Raw genomic sequence first — 20,286 nt, forward strand, 5'->3', positions numbered from 1 at the left:
GCAAATTGCGCTTGAGGAATATACAGTACCTGTTGATTATAGATGTGTAAACATCTGGACGGCTAAATGCGTCGAATAATGAATATTGAGGAAAGAACATGACGATAAAAAATCACACCCTCGGCTTCCCTCGTGTTGGCCTGCGTCGCGAACTGAAAAAAGCACAAGAAAGTTACTGGGCGGGCAACTCCACTCAGGAAGAATTACTGGCGGTAGGCCGCGAACTGCGTGCCCGCCACTGGGAACAGCAAAAAGAAGCGGGCGTGGAATTGCTGCCGGTGGGCGATTTCGCCTGGTACGATCACGTTCTGACCACCAGCTTGCTGCTTGGCAACGTGCCGGCTCGTCATCAGAACGCGGACGGCAGCGTCGATATTGATACCTTGTTCCGTCTGGGCCGTGGCCGCGCACCAACGGGTGAGCCAGCCGCCGCCGCAGAAATGACCAAATGGTTTAACACCAACTACCACTATATGGTGCCGGAATTCACTAAAGGCCAGCTGTTCAAACTGACCTGGACACAGCTGCTGGATGAGGTCGACGAAGCACTGGTGCTGGGCCACAACGTGAAACCTGTGCTGCTTGGGCCAGTGACTTACTTGTGGCTTGGCAAAGTGAAAGGCGAGCCGTTTGACCGCCTGAGCCTGCTGCAAGATATTCTGCCGGTTTACCAGCAGGTGCTGGTGGAACTGGCAAAACGTGGCATCGAATGGGTGCAAATTGACGAACCGGCGCTGGTGCTGGAGTTACCACAAGAGTGGCTGGATGCGTTCAAACCGGCTTACGACGCGCTGGCTGGTAACGTTAAACTGTTGCTGACCACTTACTTTGAAGGCGTGACGCCAAACCTGAACACCATTACGGCGCTGCCGGTTCAGGGTCTGCACGTGGACTTCGTGCATGGAAAAGATGATATCAACGCATTGCATCAGCAACTGCCAGCCGACTGGCTGTTATCGGCCGGTGTAATTAATGGCCGTAACGTCTGGCGTGCTGATTTAACTGAGAAATACCAGCAATTGCAGGCTATCGTCGGCAAACGCGAATTGTGGGTCGCGTCATCGTGTTCACTGCTGCACAGCCCAATCGATCTAAGTGTGGAAACGCGACTGGATGCAGAAGTGAAGAGCTGGTTTGCCTTCGCGCTGCAAAAATGTGCCGAGTTGTCTTTGCTGACCGACGCGCTGAACAGCGGTAATACAGAAAAACTGGTTGAGTGGAGTGCGCCAATTCAGGCTCGCCGCCATTCACAGCGCGTACATAATGTGGCAGTCGGAAAACGTCTTGCGACCATTACGGCGCAAGACAGCCAACGCCAGAACAACTACACCGTTCGCGCGCAGGCTCAGCGTCAGCGCTTTAACCTGCCAGCGTGGCCGACCACCACCATCGGTTCATTCCCGCAAACAACCGAAATCCGTGGCCTGCGCCTCGACTTCAAAAAGGGAAATCTTGACGCCAACAACTATCGCACCGGTATCGCAGAACATATCAAACAGGCCGTTGCTGAACAGGAGCGTTTAGGGCTGGATGTACTGGTACATGGCGAAGCCGAGCGTAACGATATGGTGGAATACTTCGGTGAGCACCTCGACGGCTTCGTGTTCACCCAAAACGGTTGGGTGCAGAGTTACGGCTCTCGCTGCGTGAAGCCACCGGTGGTTATTGGTGATATCAGCCGTCCGGAAGCGATTACTGTGGAATGGGCGAAGTACGCGCAATCCCTGACCGACAAACCCGTTAAAGGCATGCTGACTGGCCCGGTGACGATTCTTTGCTGGTCATTCCCACGCGAAGACGTAAGCCGTGAAACCATCGCCAAACAAATCGCCCTGGCACTGCGTGATGAAGTGGCAGATCTGGAAGCGGCAGGTATTGGGATCATCCAGATTGATGAACCCGCTCTGCGCGAAGGTTTACCGCTACGCCGTTCCGACTGGCAGGCGTATCTGGAATGGGGTGTGGAAGCCTTCCGCCTGAACGCTGCCGTGGTGCGTGATGACACGCAGATCCACACGCACATGTGTTACTGCGAGTTCAACGACATCATGGACTCCATTGCCGCGCTGGATGCAGACGTGATCACCATCGAAACCTCGCGTTCCGATATGGACCTGCTGGAGTCATTTAAAGAGTTCGAATACCCGAATGAAATCGGACCGGGCGTGTATGACATCCACTCACCGAACGTACCGAGCGTGGAATGGATTGAAGCATTGCTGAAGAAAGCGGCGGAAAGCGTCCCGGCAGAGCGCTTGTGGGTGAACCCGGACTGCGGCCTGAAAACCCGTGGCTGGCCGGAGACTCGCCAGGCACTGGCGAATATGGTGAAGGCTGCGCAGAATTTGCGTAAGGCTTAAAAATAAACGCCTTCTCTCTTTCGGGAGAAGGCGTTTTGCTATCAGAGTTTCAGGAATAACGTGTCTGGAATTGAGTGCGATGCGGTAAAACCGAAGTCCTCATAGAACTTAGCTGCGTTATCCGTCAACGCACGCACAACGAGTGCACGGACGCCAAGGCTTTCAGAAATGGCCATCGCGCGCGCAAAAGCATCCTTCACTAAATCCCTGCCAATCTTCTTTTTTTGAAAAGTATAATCAACAGCCAGGCGGCCAAGGATAATGACAGGTATAGGGTCTGGCATGTTGCGACGAATACTACTGGTTGCATCGCTATGGCTGATCCCCCCGGCTGCCAGGGCATAGAATCCAATAACGCGTTTAGTCCCAGCCTGGCAGACAACAAACGTTCGGGAAGCACCGAAAGCCTGGTTCTTTAATGCTTTTAGTTTCAACCAGTCATCCAGCGTTTTCTCTCCGCAACAAAACTCAGCCAGAATATGTTCTGAATTGAGTGGTTCAGGCGGCGTTATTCCCATACTGATTTGCTACTCAGCAGCCTGGCAAGTTTTGGATTGTCGCTAACCGGTGAGTCAATGACGTCCAGAAACTCCTGATATTGCTCATCGTTGAGTGTAAACAGGCGCTGGTCAAGAAGGATATCCTCTGCTTCGCGGCAGGCAACCTCCAGCATAAAATCTGTTCGGGATTTATGAACCAACTGTGCCGCGCGATCGATAAGATCACGCTGTTCTGCTTTTGCCCGAATATTAATCGGGGCTTCCTTTGCCTGGGGTTTCATGGCCTTCTCCCAATATGGGGTGTGTATCTAATCACTACACGCACAATAACATGGTGTGTAGTGATTCGCTACACAGGATAAATCTGTTTACTTAGTGGACGACTGATACAGCCTCACCACTCGTCATCACCAGGCCTTTCGCCGTGTTCACAAAACGCGGCGCTTTTAAATCTTCGGCCAGTAGATTCACCAGTTCGAAGAGTATTCCGATGATGTGTTCTTGCTGCTCTGGTGATTCCAGTTGATTCAGCAACACAATGGTTAGCGATGCACAATATTCGCGCAGTGTTTCTGAGTCGGTAGTCAGTGCACAGCGGTAATTATCGGGCTGTGTTATTGCACGGTAAGGCTCTTAATCATGTGGTCCGGTAGCGGTGCTTGTAAAACGACTTTCAGCACACTCACCCCCTACTCAATCTCCCCGCAACTACCGGATGCTGCAAATAATCCATACACCATTGGCACACTTTCCCCATGCCGTCTGAACGTGCAGCGAGAAATAGTTTGGTGGCGTGTTTATGTTCCTGCATCGGCTTTTTCACCAGTTGCCCGTTATTGAGTAACGGCTGTGCCAGATGATGGGGGATATAACCGATGCCGACGTTTTTCTCTATAAGCGAAATTGCCGTAGGGAAATCGGGCACAAAGAGCGGCTTTTGCCCTTCCAGTAGCCAGGCTTGCTGGGGAATGAAATTCACTGCGGTATCGCGGATACAAATCGCGGAATACTGGCGTAGTTCGGCATTTTGCAATGGCTGCACCTGGACCGCTAATGGATGTTGCGGGCCGACAACAAAATCCCACTCCAGTTGGCCAATCGGTTCGCTGATAATCCCTTCGCTGCTGGGAACAGCATGTGGCGCACCAATCACTAAATCAGCTCGTTTACTGTAAAGCGCATCCCAACAACCGTTATATACCTCGAGATTTACTCTCAGCATAGTCGATGGGAACTGCCGCTCAAAATCCCAAATAAAGTCCACCAACACTGGTGTGGGGATAATGTTATTCACCGCTACCACCAACTCTTGTTCCACACCGTCCTGAATCAGCACGGTATTACGCTTTAGGGCTTCCAGGTCGTGAAGGATATTTTTGCTGTGCTGGATGAAGTATTCCCCGGCAGAGGTCAGCTCGATATAACGACCTTTGCGGATAAACAACTCCGCGCCAATGCTCTCTTCGGCTTTTTTAATGGTGTAGCTAATCGCAGAAGGGACTTTGTTCAACTGTTCGGCAGCGGTTGTGATGCTCTGATATTTAGCAACCAAATGGACAACACGGATAGTTTCGTCGGAGATGAACATGGCAGGATCCCTGAATGCGTTGAAGGGCCAGATCGTTCCTCGTTCCGGCCACTTGATTACACCAATTATACCCAGGAATTAGCGGTGGTTACCTATCTTGCTCAGTACTGTATAAGCGATGCAGGCCACAAGAATGGAATCAACCGAAGGAATGGTCGTCAGAGTGAACAAACCTTTCACTGTCATAAAGCCGACCGCAGCACCGAGGATCCACGCCACAAAGGTGAGCACCTTGATTTGCGGATCGCGGGACAGCACTGATTCTTCATAGCCGTTGCGGCGATAAAGGAAGAAGTCAGCGATATAAATTCCTGCAACGGGTGGTGTGGCAATACCGAGGAACAGCAGGAATGGAATGAACCACGCCATAATGTCCATGCTGCCCACAATCGCAGACAACACGCCGAGTGCCACTGTAATCTGCCATTTCGGGAAGCGAGTCAACAGCGTTGAAACTACCAGCGTGCCCTGGAACATGTTCCCGGCATTACCCGTTACACAGGCAAAAATCAGCAGCAGAGCCGCAGGCATAACCGCACCGAACACCGCCATTGCGCCAAGCAAAGAACCCTGGCCGCTAATCGCACTTGGTGTTGCACCAGCCCAGTACAGCAGCGGATAAGCAATCAGGAAGGTGGCTCCCGCCGCAATCAGCGCGTGTTTACGGTTATGCACAAAGCTGCCGAAATCGGGCAATGTGGCGACCAACACAATAATAGTACCCACCACAGTTGATACTGCGACACCCGTATTCATGCTGATTGCAGCAGCGGGTGCGGCAACAGCAGTATGAGTCGCAATATAAAGGATATAGCAAAGCATGGCGGCGATGACGGGTACGGCGATTTGCGCGACTTTCCCCAATACCGCAAAACCAAACGCGGTAGACGCGACAAAAATCACGCAGCCCGTAGCCACCAATAGCTGTACCGGTAACTCCAGTCCATGTTGCGCCAGCAAATCGTGTACCGAATGGCCAAACATATTGGCCGTTACGGCAATCCAGCCAAACAGGCTGATCGCCATCAGGATGTTGATCGCAATTGCGCCTTTTTCACCAAAGGGATATTTCACAATCCCGTAAGTGGGTAGGCGGGCTTTTTCGCCGACGCTGATAGTGATGGCAGACAAGATGGTCAAAATCAACCCACCCAGCAGCACAACGCTAATCAGACCAGAGCTGGAAAGCTGATTTCCCAGGCTCGAAGATGACAACAGGACCGGCGTTACGGCGATCCCCAGCAAAATCATGGCAATACGTAATCCTGACGCCGTGTTGAGACTCTCTTGGGTCTTACGCATATCTTGTTCCCTCTGAATTGCGCTGTTAAGCAGTATGGAAATGGCCGGTGTATTTACGCCAGCTTCCGAGTTCGGTAATTTCGCGCTGGCCTTCAGTCAGCCAGTTTTCAGCTAACACACCCAGCACGATGCTGCCGTCTTGCAGTTTGACTTTGCCGATAGACAACCCCGCAGGTTCGCTTTCCAGCAATGCCGCGAAGCTCACCAATGGCAGCTCCCAGATTTCGAGCTCAACGCTGGTACCGTCGTGCTCCACGCGGATCATGCCTGGATGGTCATCGTTAATGCTCCAGATGCGGTAGTGCGCGTCGGTGCGATCTTCACGGACAAAAGTACCTCCCGCTTTCTGCATATTGGGGTTAAGTTTCAGCCCGCGCATCAGGGTGCCGTTAACGGCGAGTAAAGTGGTTGCTGTCATGATAATTCTCCAGAAATTGCTAATGGGAAGGATGTCCTCCCCAGATAAATTTGATTAAGGTGCGATCCACGTGCCGCTTTGGTGATTCAGTGCGGCCTTAATTGCTTGTGGACTAGTGATAAGGCCGCTTGCGGCATTCCCCGCCTGGACGCTTGCTTTCACAAAACCAAGAATCGCTTCAACTTTTGGCTGCATGCTGCCAACGCCAAACTGACCTTCGTCGAGCAGTTTCTGTGCCTGCGCGATGGTCAGCGTGTCCAGCCATTGTTGTTGCGGCGTGCCGAAGTTAATCGCCACTTTCTCCACGCCCGTTGGGATGAGCAGCAGATCGGCACCGAGTTGCTGAGCTAGCAGGGCAGAAGCCAGATCCTTGTCGATCACCGCTTCAACGCCGCTCAGTTGCTGCTTCTCGTCGCGAATCACAGGAATACCACCGCCGCCGCAGGCGATGACGATGTAACCCTGTTTAACCAACTGCGCGATAGTGTCGCGTTCAATAATTTCGAGGGGAGCCGGTGACGGCACGGTACGACGCCAGCCGCGGCCAGCATCTTCCATCATCGTCCAGCCGAGTTCCTGCTGGCGCTGAATAGCGGTTTGCTCGTCCATAAACGCACCGATCGGTTTGTTTGGGTTAGCAAAAGCGCTGTCGTTTTGATTGACCAGTGTTTGGGTAACGAGAGCCACAACAGGCTTAGAAATGCCGCGGCGAGCCAGTTCGTTGTGCAGTGCTTTCTGGAACATGTAGCCAATCGCGCCCTGGGTGTCGCCGACGGCGTAATCCAGTGGCACCGGAGCTACTTCAGGGCTCGCCAGCTCAGAGCGGCGCAGAATAAAGCCAACCTGCGGGCCGTTACCGTGAGTCAGCACCAGATCCCATCCGGCTTCGACCATATCGGTGATGTGTTTAACGCTTTCCATTACCGTTTCGTATTGGTCTGGAATGCTGTTGTGGCGATCGTCCTGGATCAGCGCATTGCCGCCTACGGCGACTATTGCTAAAGGTTTGCTCATGTGTTCTCTCCCTGGGAAACGACCTTGGCTAGTGCCTGAATGGCATCAACAAAGCAGGACATCGGTGCGGTGGTGATCCCGGCACCTATCTGACCGACCCCCGCTTGCTTATGGGCGATACCGGTATTGATAACCGGCAGAATGCCGCGGTCAGCCACTTTACGTGCGTCGATACCCGCCGCCGTTGGCGCGAAATTCAGTGCAGGCAAGGTGAATGCCGGGTTTGAGCCAAGGGTGATGAACTGCATGCGGCGGCTGTTGTTAGTGGCATCGGCTGGTGTGCCGCCGACAAATTTCACGATGGCCGGGGAAGAAGCCATCGCAAAGCCGCCAACACCTGCGGTTTCGGTAATAGCGCTGTCGCCCAAATCCGCTGCTGCGTCATTGACACCGTAGCCCGGGAAGAACAAGCCTTCGACTGGGTTTGCCGGAGCCTGATACCACTGGTCACCAGTGCCGGACAAGCGAATGCCGAAGTTTACGCCGTTACGCGCCATTACGGTCACCATCGAGCTGAAAGGCACATTGGCTGCGGCATCCATCATCGCTTTGCAGGCGGCCATAGAAAGGTTAAGGAAGAAGTGGTCGTTGCCAGTGATAAATTCCACAACCCGTTGCAGGGTTTCCAGCGGCATGTTGCTGGCCAACAGCGCAGGGACCAGGCGCTTGATCAGCAGGCCCGTTGCAGCGGCATTACGGTTATGAACTTCGTCACCCATGTGCAGCGCTTGTGCCATCAGCGGTTTTAATTCCAGTTCGCCGATGTGGCGCACGGCCACTTTCAGTGCCGGAGCCAGTTCGTTGCGCATCCAGTGCAGACGTTGTAGAACTTCGTCGTTATTCGCGCCAAAGCGCAACACTTTGCCAAGACCTTCATTGAAGTTACAGAAAGCCAGCTTGCCGTTGGTTTTGTTTTCAATCACCCACAGCGGCATGGATGGGCTAATAATCCCCGCCATTGGGCCGACGGCGTTGTAATGATGGCAAGGTTCAAGGTCAACTTTTCCGCTTTTTGCCAGCAGTTCGGCTTCTTCGTGGCTGGTGGCCCAACCTTCAAACAGAATGGCACCCACAATCGCCCCTTTTACCGGGCCGCACATATTTTCCCAGCTGATTGGCGGGCCGGAATGCAGGATAAGTTTGCGTTCTGCCATTGCCGGAATCGCTTCGTCAGCCATCATCACGTCAACCAATACTGGCTGTGCGTTCAGGTAATGCTCCATTGCGACTTGGTTTGCGTGCTCAACCAGCGGGTGGCGCAGCAAATCCGCCAGATCTAAACCCGCTTCGATATTACCTAGCGCAGGTGGCTGCCAGCTCAGCGCAATGGCATCGCCGCCGACTTTTTGAATGTTGTTGGCGAAGCCCGCAAGCCCCGCATTCACCACTTTTAGTGGCTGATTAAATAAGGTATTCATGCGGTTACTCCGTTTTTCTTAGCCTGAGTCTGCGCCACGATGCTCGCCCAAATGGCTGCCTGCGCGTTGCAATCGGCGACAATCACTCCTGCGTTGCGCAGGGATTCAATCTGTCGGCTGCGCTGTTGCGGGTCTGCTTGTGTGCCGCAGACGTGAGCGACCAACAGCGGGGCGTTGGCTTTGTCGATTTTGGCGAGCAGTTCCAGCAATTCAGCGGCAGGTTCTTCGGCTGCGCCATAGCCCAGCACCAGGTCAAACAGCACGATGGCGGTTTGTGGATCGCTCAGTTCAACCAGCAGGCGCTGGTTGCGCAGCGTCGGGTCGATCATCGGGTGCGGTTTGCCACGGGTGAAATCGTCATCACCCATGTCGATCAGGGTGTGGCCGTCACTTTTCCAGATATCAGTCAGTTTGCGGTTGCCATAAACTGGCGTGTTAGAGGAGGCTGTAAAGCCATGTTGTTGGCACAAAAGCTGTGCTTCATAACAGAAAGTGCCGCCCGCAAAGACGCCACGAATCAACTGACGGCTGGCAGGTAGCGCCTGTGCTGCAGTTTGCAGCATGGTTATTTGGGCCGCGTCTGGCTGTAAAGCGTGCTGAATCAGCGGAGTGTTATTCAGCAGCGCGACAGCAAGGTCGGCGGCGCTGGAAAGGGTTGTCGCTGCGGTGACATTTGGGCGGGTAATCTCTGCAGGAATTGCTCCGAGGAAGTTCACTACCACGGGTTTGCCTGCCGCCTGTGCCTGCTCGAGAATACGTTCGGCAACCGCTTTTGAAGGGGGCTTAGAAATTAAAACGATGACTTTTGTGGCTTCATCTTCTGCCAGCGCTTGCAGGCCGAACAGCATGGAAATGCCGCCAATTTCTTCACTTAAATCATGACCGCCGGTGCCGAGTGCCTGAGAAATCCCCGCGCCAAGCTGGTCGATACGGCAGGTAACTTCCTGCACGCCGGTACCGGATGCGCCGACCACACCAATCGCGCCGCGATTAACGACGTTGGCAAAACCCAGCGGAATACCGTTAATAACGGCTGTGCCACAGTCTGGCCCCATGACAATCAGGTTACGTTCGCGGGCGTGCACTTTAATCGCTTTTTCCTGCACGACGCTGACGTTATCGCTGAACATCATTACGTTCATACCCAAATTCAGGGCTTTCATCGCTTCGCCAGCGGCGTAATCGCCAGGCACGGAAATCAGTGCCAGATTTGCAGCAGGCTCTTTTTCCAGCGCCATCTCCATGCTCACCAGATCCGGCGTGCGCACACCGTCGTTGCTACTATCTTCGGGTTTACTGTTCAGGCGTTGATGAGCCAGTTCCAGCGCTTCCTCGCAAGCATCTTCAGCACCCATCACCGCGATAATCAGGTCGTTCGGCCCGGCGCTGATGTTGTCCCCAAGTCCTGCGTCGTGCAGTTGCTCGAGGTTAGTTGCCGTTCCCATCACCACGGATGCCTGTTGAATGCCTGGCAATTTGCTGATTTGAGCGGATATCTGCATCAGAGAAACGGAATCCTGATAGAGATTTTTGAAAACTTTATATTCTGATTTCATCGGTTTATGCCTGTTTCTTACTGCCCAATAGTGAAATTTGGGCAAAGCTGTCCCTTGCAGAGTTTTTGTGGCTCTGCACGGGGGGATTGGGTGATGTCAGAGAGTTGCTTTTAAGCTACGCAACCCGTGCAGCATTCCGGCGAGGCAATCGACACCCGAAGACGCGCCAAATTGCATGACCTGTTCTGCGGCGCGGATAACCATCGTGGTTGGCGCTTGCGAGGTGAGTTGTTCCTGCATCGCGCAGATGGGCTGGGAAAAGTGGCCTTCCAGCGCCCGGCACAGATAATGGCGGCTGATGTCCGTGGTACGCGGCAGATGTTGTTCAATTAACAGTTGCAGCCGCGTCTGGTGTGCTTGCAACTCAGGGGTGAGTTGCCACGGGCTGAGTGCCGCCAGATAACCCAACAGGTAATCATCGCCGTCCGGAGTTAAACCTTTGCCGTAACCGATGAGCTTCACCACCTGGTTTTCGAGCTGTTCTGGCAGTTCATATGGTGCCAGCCGGTGCTTGCTTTCGTCTTTGCTCATTGGGCTTGATGCCCAGAGCAAATCGCTTTCCACCTGGTGTTCCAGGCAGTAAAGCAGCAATTGTGAGGCCAGCGTTTCGTAGTGTTGCAAAGCCTCTGGCAGCGCATTCAGGCTCAATGATGAACCGTTAAGCCTGGGTTGCCAGACGACTGCTTTGCTTAAATCCACCTGCCAGCGCGGAGCTTGCCATTGCCTGGCGATCAATTGAACCGCTTCGCCGCGCATTGCCTGCTGCCGCCAGTCCCAGCCTGCGGGTAATGTCACTCGCACTGCATCGGGCAAATTCTGGTAAATATCTGCCGCTAAAAGAGTAAAAAGATGGCCATCGTCAGCGATCAGGTTGATTGCGTGTGCAAAACAGCTGTGAATATGCGCACTCTTTGGTAGCCGGGTGGCGGCCAGATAACCAATGGACTGCGCTGCAAGCGTGACGATAGCCATGCTGATTAGCCTTTCAGGCCTTTAATCACGGAGTTTGCATCGCTGACCCAGCCGAAAATTGCGCCCTGGGCTTTGATCATCTCCAGTGCGTATTTCTGGAATTCCGGGAAGTAAGAACCTACGCAGTCTTCTGGAATAATGCACTCGTAGCCACGGTCATTTGCTTCGCGTACGGTGGTGTTGACGCAAACTTCAGTGGTGACGCCGCAGACGATCAAGGTTTTAACGCCGCTATTTTGCAGAATGAGGTGCAAATCAGTTTGGTAGAACGCCCCTTTGCCTGGCTTATCAATAATTGGCTCGCCAGCAACTGGGTAGAGTTCAGGGATGATGTCGTGGCCCGCTTCACCACGCACCAGAGTACGGCCCATCGGACCTGGTTCGCCGATAAAGGTTTTGCCGCCACGAGTCAGTTTAGCTGGAGGGCAATCGGTCAGATCCGGGCGATGGCCTTCACGGGTATGAATCACCAGCATATTTTTCTGGCGAGCGACCTCGAGCACGCGTTTGCACGGCTCGATTGCGCTGCGAACCAGCGAAACATCATTACCCAGCGCTTCGCCAAAACCACCGGCTTCTACGAAATCACGCTGCATATCAATCATCACCAGCGCGGTCGTTTTTGGATCAAAGGGCAGAGCAAAAGGTTGAGCTTCAAAAGCATGAGTCATCTTAAAATCTCCAGTTCACCAGGTGAGTAATTACATTGTCTGTAGACGAGTATTCAGAAGATATGCTGCTTAAAACAGCGAAATAGTTTCCGTAGCTGCAACGAATAATTTGTATCAACGAAATGGATTAACAAGTGCTGGAGAGGAAGTGTGAGAGGGTTCAAATTGTGGGAGAATGCTGCAAAAAAATTGATGTAAAAACCCGCCAGACACTAAAAAATTGTCGCGATAATGTGAGCCTGACGGGCTTTGAGTTAAATGGGTTACCTGCTTGCACTAAATCGTTCAAACCACGCCAGCATCCGTACCCAGCCATCCTTTGCCGATTCAGCATGATAGCTCGGGCGGTAGTCCGCATTAAAAGCATGGCCCGCTTCCGGGTAGACGACGATTTCTGCGTTGGCATTAGCGGCACGCAAAGCATGGCGCATTGTTTCGACTGTATCCTGTGGAATTCCCGTGTCCTGCCCGCCATAGAGGCCAAGTACGGGCGCATTCAAATTGACTGCGATGTCGACTGGGTGATGCGGGGAGTTTAATGTCTTCTCGCCTACTAATTTGCCATACCAGGCCACAGCTGCTTTCAACTGTGGATTGTGTGCGGCATACAGCCACGTTATACGGCCACCCCAACAAAACCCTGTCATCATCAAACGATGTGCATCACCACCGTTTCTTGCCGCCCAATTGGCGACGTGATCAAGATCCGCGAGCACCTGTGCATCGGGTACTTTTGAAACCAGCCCGCTGAACAGGGTAGGGATATCGGCATAATCATTGGGATCACCCTGGCGGAAATAGAGCTCTGGCGCGATTGCCAGATACCCTTCCAGCGCCAGGCGACGGCAGACATCGCGAATATGCTCATGCACGCCGAAAATTTCCTGCACTACAATCACGATGGGTAAAGGGCCTGCGGCATCTTTTGGCCTGGCGTGATAAGCAGGCATGTTTTCGCCCTGCGTAGGAATTGAGGTTTCCCCTGCATGAATAGCATCATCTGGGGTATGCAATGCGGTTGACGCAAGAGGGCAGGCCGCTGGCGCAAAATGCCCGCCCGGTGATTTACCTGTATGTTCTTCTTTCATTGGCATTCTCCTTACCAGAATTAGCGCAGTGCGATAACTATAGCTTTTCCCCGTTATTCTTCGAGTTGCTGGTGGATTGTTTAGTCGCACTCATCTCAATATCAGAACTATGAGCGCCACCCCTTTAAATGTGATTTTCATCACTATTGCAGTTGAAAATAATGTAACTTGTTTGATTCAAAGTGAAATGCGTCACGAAATTATTTGTGAGGGTTCTGTACAGTACCCCCATAGCAATGTAAGCCAACCTATTCAACGCAGGAGTTTGTTATGTCCAAGTCTGATGTTTTTCACCTCGGCCTCACTAAAAGCGATCTGCAAGGGGCAACACTTGCCATCGTCCCGGGCGATCCTGAGCGAGTTGAAAAAATCGCTGTGCTGATGGACAAGCCGGTCAAATTGGCTGCCCACCGTGAATTTACTACCTGGCGTGCTGAGTTAGACGGCAAGCCAGTAATCGTCTGTTCCACCGGTATCGGTGGTCCATCAACCTCTATCGCGGTGGAAGAACTGGCGCAGTTGGGTATTCGTACTTTCCTGCGTATCGGGACTACCGGTGCAATTCAGCCGCATATCAATGTTGGTGATGTTCTGGTGACAACTGCTTCTGTGCGCCTTGACGGTGCCAGCTTGCACTTTGCTCCAATGGAATACCCGGCGGTTGCCGATTTTGCGTGTACTACCGCACTGGTTGAAGCGGCGAAATCTATTGGCGCGACCACACACATTGGTGTGACTGCATCTTCTGATACCTTCTACCCAGGCCAGGAGCGTTACGACACCTTCTCAGGCCGCGTAGTGAACCGCTACAAAGGTTCCATGGAAGAGTGGCAGCAGATGGGCGTGATGAACTACGAGATGGAATCCGCAACACTGCTGACCATGTGTGCAAGCCAGGGTCTGCGTGCAGGTATGGTTGCAGGTGTGATTGTGAACCGTACTCAGCAAGAAATTCCTAACGCTGAAACGATGAAGAAAACCGAAAGCCATGCGGTTAAAATCGTTGTAGAAGCAGCTCGTCGCCTGATCTAGTCCCCCAAAGCCGGTGCAAGCCGGCTTAATTTTTACGCTTTGCGTAACGTCTCGCAGTAAACTCCTTTTCATCTGGACATTTATACAGCACAATTTTATTTTGCTGGTGCCTGGTATGACTTTGTGGGAGTGACTGTGGATATTTCTATTTTATTCGGGCTCGGTATTGCGCTGGTTGGAGTTCTGACTGGCTGGTTGCTGGCAAGTTTGCGGGCGGCCGGGCGGCAATCCGCATTGCATGAAGAACAACGAGAAATCTACGGCGAACTGACTGCGGCACGGCAGGAGTTGCAGCAAAACCAGCACTGGAAAGAAGAATGTGAACAACTCAACCGCGAGTTGCGCACTCAGCTTGAAATTAACAGTGCGCAGGAAGCCGATATCCGCGAACTTTCCACACTTCTGGAACAAACCCGTCTAAATGCTGATGACAAACATCGCCAGATGCTCAACAGCGAGCAGCGCCTCAGCGAACAATTTGAAAACCTCGCCAACCGGATTTTTGAACACAGTGGACGTAAAGTTGAAGAGCAAAACCGCCAAAGTTTGAATGGCTTGCTCTCGCCACTGCGCGAACAACTGGATGGTTTCCGCCGCCAGGTTCAGGAAAGTTTTGGCCAGGACGCTCGCGAACGCCACACGCTAACCCACGAAATTCGTAACCTTCAGCAGCTTAATGCTCAGATGGCACAAGAGGCACTGAACCTCACCAAAGCCCTGAAAGGGGACAATAAAACCCAGGGAAACTGGGGTGAGGTTGTACTAACACGTGTGCTGGAAGCCTCCGGCTTACGCGAAGGGTATGAATACGAAACCCAGGTAAACATTCAGCTAGAAAATAACAGCCGCATGCAGCCGGATGTCATCGTGCGTTTGCCGCAGGGCAAAGATGTGGTTATCGACGCCAAAATGACGCTGGTGGCCTATGAGCGTTACTACAACGGTGACGACGACGTAACTCGTGAAATCGCCCTCAACGAGCATATTGCAGCGGTGCGTAATCACATTCGCATGCTGGGCCGTAAGGACTATCAGCAGTTGCCTGGGCTGCGGTCGCTGGATTATGTACTGATGTTTATCCCGGTCGAGCCCGCATTTTTACTGGCGATTGACCGCCAGCCGGAACTTATCAGTGAAGCACTCAAGAATAACATCATGCTGGTTAGCCCGACCACGCTGCTTGTGGCGTTAAGAACGGTTGCCAATTTGTGGCGTTATGAGCATCAAAGCCGGAATGCGCAACAAATTGCCGAACGCGCAGGCCGCCTGTATGACAAAATGCGCCTCTTTGTTGATGATATGTCGGCGATTGGTCAAAGCCTGGATAAAGCGCAGGATAATTATCGACAGGCGATGAAAAAACTCTCTACCGGGCGCGGAAATATTCTGCTCCAGGCTGATGCGTTTCGTGGTCTGGGTGTTGAGGTTAAACGTGAGATTAATCCAGATTTAGTCGAGCAGGCCAGACTTGAAGACGGCGATAACACCGAGCGCCATGAGCATGAAAACGACGAAGAAAAGAACACGGACAACAGTTTAGAGAACCGACGAATCGTCGGTGAGCGTTGAGCTTCGGTTAAACCCTGCAGCTTGAAGCATAGGGCTTTAGGCCCCATTCTGTTACACTTCACAAACATTTTTTGGACAAGCAGGCATTGAGATGGTTGAAGAATCCCAGGAAACAACACACTTTGGCTTTCGCACTGTAGCGAAGGAACAGAAGGCCGATATGGTCGCTAATGTGTTCCACTCTGTGGCCGCAAAATACGACGTAATGAATGACTTAATGTCATTTGGCATCCATCGTATATGGAAGCGTTTCACCATTGATTGCAGTGGTGTTCGTCGTGGTCAGCGCGTACTGGACTTAGCAGGCGGAACCGGCGATTTAACCGCTAAGTTCTCTCGACTGGTTGGTGAAACAGGCGAAGTGGTTCTGGCTGATATCAATGACTCAATGCTGAAAATGGGGCGCGAAAAACTGCGCAACATCGGTGTGGTTGGCAACGTGAACTATGTTCAGGCTAACGCTGAAGCCCTGCCATTCCCGGATAACTTTTTTGATTGCATCACCATCTCTTTCGGTCTGCGTAATGTGACAGACAAAGAGAAAGCGCTGCGTTCAATGTATCGCGTATTAAAACCAGGTGGCCGCCTGTTGGTTCTGGAATTCTCTAAACCGATTATTGAACCACTGAGCAAAGCTTACGATGCGTACTCCTTCCACATTTTGCCACGAATCGGTGAAATTGTTGCGCAGGATGCAGAAAGCTACCGTTATCTGGCTGAGTCTATTCGCATGCATCCTGATCAAGAAACATTGAAAGCGATGATGGAAGATGCGGGCTTTGAAAATACTACCTATTTCAATCTGACGGCTGGCGTAGTTGCTCTGCACCGTGGCTATAAATTCTGACAGGGAACTCGTGATGCCTTTTACACCGCTAATGACTGCCGGAATTGAAAATATCCTCAATACTTTTCTCTGGCGCGATCGGGGACTGAAAGCGGCACGTCAGCGCTTAGTGGGTAAGGTATTACGCGTTGAGCTTAAAGAGTTCTCTTCGCCAATTGTTCTGGTCTTTAGCGAACAGCAAATTGATGTACTGGGCCAGTGGGAAGATGAAGCTGATTGCTTGGTGCTGACCGGGCTTGGCACCTTGCCTAAACTACGTGACAGGCAGCAACTTACTGCGCTGATTCGCAGCGGTGAATTAGAGGTACAAGGCGATCTTCAGGTTGTCCAGAATTGGGTTTCTCTGATGGATCTTGCCGAGTTCGATCCTGCTGAATTATTAGCGCCTTACATCGGTGATATTGCCGCCGAAGGCATCAGTAAAGTTATCCGTGGTGGCGGTAAGTTATTCAAAAAAGAATTTACCCGTAACCAGCAATACCTGTCAGAAGCCATTACGGAAGAGTGGAAGATGGCACCGGGATCGCTTGAGGTTGCATGGTTTGCTGAGGAAACGGCAGCAGTCGAACGAAATGTTGACGCACTCATCGCGCGACTGAACAAACTGGAGAACAAATGACGCCTGGAGAAATTCGTCGCCTCTATTTCATTGTCCGCACTTTTCTTAGTTATGGTCTGGATGAACTGATCCCTCGTGTCCGCATTACGCTGCCATTACGTATCTGGCGGCGTATGCTTTTCTGGATGCCAAACCGCCATAAAGAAAAGCCTCTGGGTGAGCGTTTGCGTCTGGCTTTACAAGAACTTGGCCCGGTATGGATCAAGTTTGGCCAGATGCTTTCTACACGTCGTGACTTGTTCCCACCGCAAATTGCCGATCAACTGGCGATGTTGCAGGATCGCGTTGCACCGTTTGACGGCGCACTGGCAAAAAAACAAATCGAACAAGCGATGGGAGGGCTTCCCGTAGAGGCCTGGTTTGACGATTTTGAAATCAAACCGCTCGCGTCAGCTTCCATTGCCCAGGTACATACCGCTCGCCTGAAAGAGAATGGGCGAGAAGTGGTTATCAAAGTTATTCGTCCGGATATTTTGCCGATCATCAAAGCGGATATGAAACTAATCTATCGTCTCGCACGATGGGTACCGCGTTTGCTGCCTGATGGCCGCCGTTTGCGCCCGCTTGAAGTTGTGCGCGAATATGAGAAGACCTTAATTGATGAGCTAAATTTGCTGCGCGAATCGGCAAACGCCATTCAGTTGCGCCGCAATTTTGAAGGTAGCTCGATGCTGTATGTACCGGAAGTGTTCTCTGACTATTGCAGTCAGGACATGATGGTGATGGAGCGAATTTACGGTATTCCCGTTTCTGATATTGCGATGCTTCATAAGCAGGGCACCAACATGAAACTGTTGGCAGAGCGTGGCGTGCAGGTGTTCTTCACCCAGGTTTTCCGTGACAGCTTCTTCCACGCGGATATGCATCCAGGCAATATTTTCGTCAGCTATGAACACCCTGAAGACCCGCAATACATTGGTATCGACTGCGGTATTGTGGGTTCGCTCAATAAAGAAGATAAGCGCTATCTGGCTGAGAACTTTATCGCCTTCTTTAACCGTGATTACCGCAAAGTTGCTGAACTGCATGTGGATTCAGGCTGGGTTCCGCCAGACACGAATGTTGAAGACTTCGAGTTTGCCATTCGTACAGTTTGCGAGCCTATCTTTGAAAAGCCATTAGCGGAAATTTCCTTTGGCCATGTGCTGCTGAACCTGTTCAATACGGCACGCCGCTTTAATATGGAAGTGCAGCCGCAGCTGGTTTTATTGCAAAAGACGCTACTTTACGTTGAAGGGCTTGGAAGGCAGCTTTATCCGCAACTGGATTTGTGGAAAACAGCCAAGCCTTTCCTGGAAGATTGGATCAAAGATCAGGTGGGTATTCCTGCGCTTATCCGTTCGTTTAAAGAAAAAGCACCGTTCTGGATAGAAAAAATGCCAGAACTGCCAGAACTGATGTACGACAGTTTGCGCCAGGGTAAACAATTACAGCACAGCGTTGATAAAATAACGCGAGATTTACAACGCAATCAGGTACGTCAGTCGCAATCGCGCTATCTGTTTGGCATTGGCGCTACGCTAATGCTAAGCGGGACTTTATTATTGATTAACAAACCAGAATGGGAATTTATGCCCGCCTGGTTGATGGCCGGGGGGATTGTGACCTGGCTGATTGGCTGGCGGCGCTCAACCTGAGTTGTTTTTAATCGTTTTTAACAGACAACGTGCGGTACAATATGGACCGTTATTCTTTTTATCATTATGACTCTGAGGCAACACTATGGGTGGTATCAGTATTTGGCAATTGTTGATCATTGCCGTGATCGTCGTTCTGCTGTTTGGTACCAAGAAACTGGGTTCTATCGGTTCTGATTTGGGCGCATCCATCAAAGGCTTTAAAAAAGCGATGGGTGACGATGAAGACAAAGAGAAAGATAAATCCGTTCAGGATGCTGATTTCACGGCGAAAACACTCGCTGATAAGCAGCCTGGCGAAGTGAAGAAAGACGAAGCAAAGAGCAACGATAAAGAGCAGGTGTAAACCGTGTTCGATATTGGTTTCAGTGAGTTGCTACTGGTGTTCGTGATTGGCCTGATTGTTCTCGGGCCACAACGTTTGCCTGTGGCAGTTAAAACGGTTGTCGGGTGGGTTCGTGCTTTGCGTTCGCTCGCGGCAACTGTGCAAAATGAACTGGTTCAGGAACTGAAAATTCAGGAGCTGCAAGACAGCCTGAAGAAGGTTGAAAAGGCGAGCATGGATAACCTCACTCCAGAGCTAAAGGCATCAATGGATGAGCTGCGTCAGGCTGCAGAGTCAATGAAACGCTCGTACACTCAGGAACCTGAAAAGGGGAGTGACGAGGCTCATACCATCCATAACCCATTGATAAAAGATGCCGAGGATAGCCACGACGGCGTGACTCCTGCCACCGCAGCACACCAGGCCAGTGCGCCCGATCAGGCTCCTGCCGTTGAGCCGGAAACAGTTCCTGCACCTGCGGCAGTTTCTGACGAGTTGATCCAGCCTCAGATTAAACCCGTGGCAGAACCAGCCAAAATACCAGCGTCTTCTCAACCTTCGAGTGATAAACAGTAAACATGGCCGTAGAAGATACCCAACCGCTTATCAGCCATCTGATTGAGCTACGCAAGCGACTATTAAATAGCATTATCGCTGTGCTGGTGATTTTCCTGGCACTGGTTTATTTTGCGAACGACATTTACCAAATTGTCTCCGCCCCGCTTATCAGCCAGATGCCGGTAGGCTCAACGATGATTGCTACCGATGTCGCATCACCGTTTTTTGCGCCTATTAAACTGACGATTTATGTCTCGGTGTTCTTGTCAGCACCGATCATTCTTTATCAAATCTGGGCGTTTATTGCGCCTGCGCTTTATAAACACGAGCGCAAACTGGTTATGCCACTGCTGTTCTCCAGCACAATGCTGTTTTATATCGGCATCGCTTTTGCCTATTTCGTGGTGTTCCCTTTAGCGTTTGGTTTCCTGACGAAAACCGCGCCAATAGGGGTCGTGATGTCTACTGACATAACGAAATACCTCGATTTTGTCATGGCATTGTTTATGGCATTTGGTGTGGCTTTTGAAGTACCGGTAGCAATTATTCTGCTGTGCTGGATGGGTGTAACCAGCCCGGAAGCGTTAAAGAAAAAGCGCCCGTATATTCTGGTTGGTGCATTCGTTGTTGGTATGCTGTTGACTCCGCCGGATGTATTTTCGCAAACACTACTGGCAATTCCGATGTACTGCCTGTTTGAAGTCGGCGTGTTCTTCTCTCGTTTCTATGTCGGTAAAGGGCGTAGAAGAGGTGAAGAAGACCCGGAAGATGCTCCAGAAGCAGAAGACCAACACTCTAATAAAGAGTCATAA

Annotated in this window: 21 protein-coding genes; 9 read left to right on the plus strand and 12 right to left on the minus strand. The window is 51.7% G+C overall.

Annotated elements, in window-relative coordinates; translation table 11 throughout:
* The first annotated feature begins 98 nt into the window (after positions 1-98).
* A complete protein-coding gene (gene metE / locus LVQ76_RS20480) occupies positions 99-2,360 on the plus strand; it encodes a 5-methyltetrahydropteroyltriglutamate--homocysteine S-methyltransferase (protein WP_232922344.1) in 2,262 nt (753 codons plus the stop codon).
* Positions 2,361-2,401: 41 nt separating this feature from the next.
* Here the strand turns inward: metE and LVQ76_RS20485 are convergent, their stop codons facing one another.
* The 12 genes from LVQ76_RS20485 to LVQ76_RS20540 all read right to left on the minus strand — a co-directional run bounded on the left by LVQ76_RS20485 (position 2,402) and on the right by LVQ76_RS20540 (position 12,887).
* Positions 2,402-2,878 (minus strand): GNAT family N-acetyltransferase, encoded by a 477-nt coding sequence (locus LVQ76_RS20485; protein WP_232866784.1) that lies wholly within the window; start codon positions 2,876-2,878, stop codon positions 2,402-2,404.
* A complete protein-coding gene (locus LVQ76_RS20490) occupies positions 2,869-3,141 on the minus strand; it encodes a type II toxin-antitoxin system TacA family antitoxin (protein WP_154155068.1) in 273 nt (90 codons plus the stop codon). Before LVQ76_RS20490 ends, LVQ76_RS20485 begins: the two co-directional genes overlap by 10 nt.
* A 91-nt stretch (positions 3,142-3,232) precedes the next feature.
* A complete protein-coding gene (locus LVQ76_RS20495) occupies positions 3,233-3,397 on the minus strand; it encodes a hypothetical protein (protein WP_232905391.1) in 165 nt (54 codons plus the stop codon).
* A gap of 145 nt (positions 3,398-3,542) precedes the next feature.
* Positions 3,543-4,448 (minus strand): LysR substrate-binding domain-containing protein, encoded by a 906-nt coding sequence (locus LVQ76_RS20500; protein WP_232866788.1) that lies wholly within the window; start codon positions 4,446-4,448, stop codon positions 3,543-3,545.
* 78 nt (positions 4,449-4,526) lie between these two features.
* Positions 4,527-5,750: a cytosine permease gene (locus tag LVQ76_RS20505; RefSeq protein ID WP_232922345.1), complete on the minus strand. Its 1,224-nt coding sequence runs from the start codon at positions 5,748-5,750 to the stop codon at positions 4,527-4,529.
* A gap of 25 nt (positions 5,751-5,775) precedes the next feature.
* On the minus strand, positions 5,776-6,168 hold the full coding sequence (locus LVQ76_RS20510; RefSeq protein WP_232905393.1) for an allophanate hydrolase-related protein: 393 nt from the start codon (positions 6,166-6,168) through the stop codon (positions 5,776-5,778).
* A gap of 54 nt (positions 6,169-6,222) precedes the next feature.
* Entirely contained in the window at positions 6,223-7,182 is a 960-nt protein-coding gene (locus tag LVQ76_RS20515) for a carbamate kinase (RefSeq protein WP_232922346.1), read from the minus strand.
* Positions 7,179-8,600 (minus strand): YlbE family protein, encoded by a 1,422-nt coding sequence (locus LVQ76_RS20520; protein WP_232922347.1) that lies wholly within the window; start codon positions 8,598-8,600, stop codon positions 7,179-7,181. The genes LVQ76_RS20515 and LVQ76_RS20520 overlap by 4 nt, the downstream gene beginning before the upstream one ends.
* Positions 8,597-10,156 carry an acyl-CoA synthetase FdrA gene (gene fdrA, locus LVQ76_RS20525; protein ID WP_232922348.1) on the minus strand — a complete coding sequence of 520 codons (1,560 nt, stop codon included), beginning with the start codon at positions 10,154-10,156 and terminating at the stop codon, positions 8,597-8,599. The genes LVQ76_RS20520 and fdrA overlap by 4 nt, the downstream gene beginning before the upstream one ends.
* 96 nt (positions 10,157-10,252) lie before the next feature.
* Positions 10,253-11,128 carry an oxamate carbamoyltransferase subunit AllH family protein gene (locus tag LVQ76_RS20530; protein ID WP_232866803.1) on the minus strand — a complete coding sequence of 292 codons (876 nt, stop codon included), beginning with the start codon at positions 11,126-11,128 and terminating at the stop codon, positions 10,253-10,255.
* A 5-nt stretch (positions 11,129-11,133) separates the two neighbouring features.
* A complete protein-coding gene (locus tag LVQ76_RS20535; protein WP_232866807.1) occupies positions 11,134-11,799 on the minus strand; it encodes a cysteine hydrolase family protein in 666 nt (221 codons plus the stop codon).
* Between the two features lie 263 nt (positions 11,800-12,062).
* A complete protein-coding gene (locus LVQ76_RS20540; RefSeq protein WP_232922349.1) occupies positions 12,063-12,887 on the minus strand; it encodes a dienelactone hydrolase family protein in 825 nt (274 codons plus the stop codon).
* Positions 12,888-13,157: 270 nt separating this feature from the next.
* On the opposite strand from LVQ76_RS20540, the gene udp reads away from it, so the two are divergent.
* The 8 genes from udp to tatC all read left to right on the plus strand — a co-directional run bounded on the left by udp (position 13,158) and on the right by tatC (position 20,286).
* Complete coding sequence (gene udp, locus LVQ76_RS20545) at positions 13,158-13,919, plus strand: uridine phosphorylase (RefSeq protein WP_034461657.1); 762 nt, start codon at positions 13,158-13,160, stop codon at positions 13,917-13,919.
* Positions 13,920-14,054: 135 nt separating this feature from the next.
* A complete protein-coding gene (gene rmuC, locus LVQ76_RS20550) occupies positions 14,055-15,488 on the plus strand; it encodes a DNA recombination protein RmuC (RefSeq protein ID WP_232866810.1) in 1,434 nt (477 codons plus the stop codon).
* A gap of 91 nt (positions 15,489-15,579) precedes the next feature.
* The gene (gene ubiE, locus LVQ76_RS20555) at positions 15,580-16,335 is read left to right on the plus strand and encodes a bifunctional demethylmenaquinone methyltransferase/2-methoxy-6-polyprenyl-1,4-benzoquinol methylase UbiE (protein WP_034492146.1); all 756 of its coding nucleotides are present in this window, start codon (positions 15,580-15,582) and stop codon (positions 16,333-16,335) included.
* A 13-nt stretch (positions 16,336-16,348) separates the two neighbouring features.
* Positions 16,349-16,954 (plus strand): ubiquinone biosynthesis protein UbiJ, encoded by a 606-nt coding sequence (ubiJ, locus tag LVQ76_RS20560; protein ID WP_232922350.1) that lies wholly within the window; start codon positions 16,349-16,351, stop codon positions 16,952-16,954.
* Positions 16,951-18,591 carry a ubiquinone biosynthesis regulatory protein kinase UbiB gene (gene ubiB / locus LVQ76_RS20565; RefSeq protein WP_232905399.1) on the plus strand — a complete coding sequence of 547 codons (1,641 nt, stop codon included), beginning with the start codon at positions 16,951-16,953 and terminating at the stop codon, positions 18,589-18,591. Before ubiJ ends, ubiB begins: the two co-directional genes overlap by 4 nt.
* An 85-nt stretch (positions 18,592-18,676) precedes the next feature.
* Positions 18,677-18,937 (plus strand): Sec-independent protein translocase subunit TatA, encoded by a 261-nt coding sequence (tatA, locus tag LVQ76_RS20570; protein ID WP_034492140.1) that lies wholly within the window; start codon positions 18,677-18,679, stop codon positions 18,935-18,937.
* A 3-nt stretch (positions 18,938-18,940) separates the two neighbouring features.
* Positions 18,941-19,492, plus strand: a complete 552-nt coding sequence (gene tatB, locus LVQ76_RS20575; RefSeq protein ID WP_232922351.1) for a Sec-independent protein translocase protein TatB — start codon at positions 18,941-18,943, stop codon at positions 19,490-19,492.
* 2 nt (positions 19,493-19,494) lie between these two features.
* The gene (tatC, locus tag LVQ76_RS20580) at positions 19,495-20,286 is read left to right on the plus strand and encodes a Sec-independent protein translocase subunit TatC (RefSeq protein ID WP_232922352.1); all 792 of its coding nucleotides are present in this window, start codon (positions 19,495-19,497) and stop codon (positions 20,284-20,286) included.

The organism is Buttiauxella cochleicola, from assembly GCF_021283185.1.
In the GTDB taxonomy this organism is placed as follows: Bacteria; Pseudomonadota; Gammaproteobacteria; order Enterobacterales; family Enterobacteriaceae; genus Buttiauxella; species Buttiauxella massiliensis.

Excerpts from the sequence above, each read along its gene's own strand:
- metE (WP_232922344.1), top strand. The coding sequence starts at position 99 with ATGACGATAAAAAATCACACCCTCGGCTTCCCTCGTGTTGGCCTGCGT.
- LVQ76_RS20485 (WP_232866784.1), bottom strand. The coding sequence starts at position 2,878 with ATGGGAATAACGCCGCCTGAACCACTCAATTCAGAACATATTCTGGCT.
- LVQ76_RS20490 (WP_154155068.1), bottom strand. The coding sequence starts at position 3,141 with ATGAAACCCCAGGCAAAGGAAGCCCCGATTAATATTCGGGCAAAAGCA.
- LVQ76_RS20500 (WP_232866788.1), bottom strand. The coding sequence starts at position 4,448 with ATGTTCATCTCCGACGAAACTATCCGTGTTGTCCATTTGGTTGCTAAA.
- LVQ76_RS20505 (WP_232922345.1), bottom strand. The coding sequence starts at position 5,750 with ATGCGTAAGACCCAAGAGAGTCTCAACACGGCGTCAGGATTACGTATT.
- LVQ76_RS20510 (WP_232905393.1), bottom strand. The coding sequence starts at position 6,168 with ATGACAGCAACCACTTTACTCGCCGTTAACGGCACCCTGATGCGCGGG.
- LVQ76_RS20515 (WP_232922346.1), bottom strand. The coding sequence starts at position 7,182 with ATGAGCAAACCTTTAGCAATAGTCGCCGTAGGCGGCAATGCGCTGATC.
- LVQ76_RS20520 (WP_232922347.1), bottom strand. The coding sequence starts at position 8,600 with ATGAATACCTTATTTAATCAGCCACTAAAAGTGGTGAATGCGGGGCTT.
- fdrA (WP_232922348.1), bottom strand. The coding sequence starts at position 10,156 with ATGAAATCAGAATATAAAGTTTTCAAAAATCTCTATCAGGATTCCGTT.
- LVQ76_RS20530 (WP_232866803.1), bottom strand. The coding sequence starts at position 11,128 with ATGGCTATCGTCACGCTTGCAGCGCAGTCCATTGGTTATCTGGCCGCC.
- LVQ76_RS20535 (WP_232866807.1), bottom strand. The coding sequence starts at position 11,799 with ATGACTCATGCTTTTGAAGCTCAACCTTTTGCTCTGCCCTTTGATCCA.
- LVQ76_RS20540 (WP_232922349.1), bottom strand. The coding sequence starts at position 12,887 with ATGAAAGAAGAACATACAGGTAAATCACCGGGCGGGCATTTTGCGCCA.
- udp (WP_034461657.1), top strand. The coding sequence starts at position 13,158 with ATGTCCAAGTCTGATGTTTTTCACCTCGGCCTCACTAAAAGCGATCTG.
- ubiE (WP_034492146.1), top strand. The coding sequence starts at position 15,580 with ATGGTTGAAGAATCCCAGGAAACAACACACTTTGGCTTTCGCACTGTA.
- ubiJ (WP_232922350.1), top strand. The coding sequence starts at position 16,349 with ATGCCTTTTACACCGCTAATGACTGCCGGAATTGAAAATATCCTCAAT.
- ubiB (WP_232905399.1), top strand. The coding sequence starts at position 16,951 with ATGACGCCTGGAGAAATTCGTCGCCTCTATTTCATTGTCCGCACTTTT.
- tatA (WP_034492140.1), top strand. The coding sequence starts at position 18,677 with ATGGGTGGTATCAGTATTTGGCAATTGTTGATCATTGCCGTGATCGTC.
- tatC (WP_232922352.1), top strand. The coding sequence starts at position 19,495 with ATGGCCGTAGAAGATACCCAACCGCTTATCAGCCATCTGATTGAGCTA.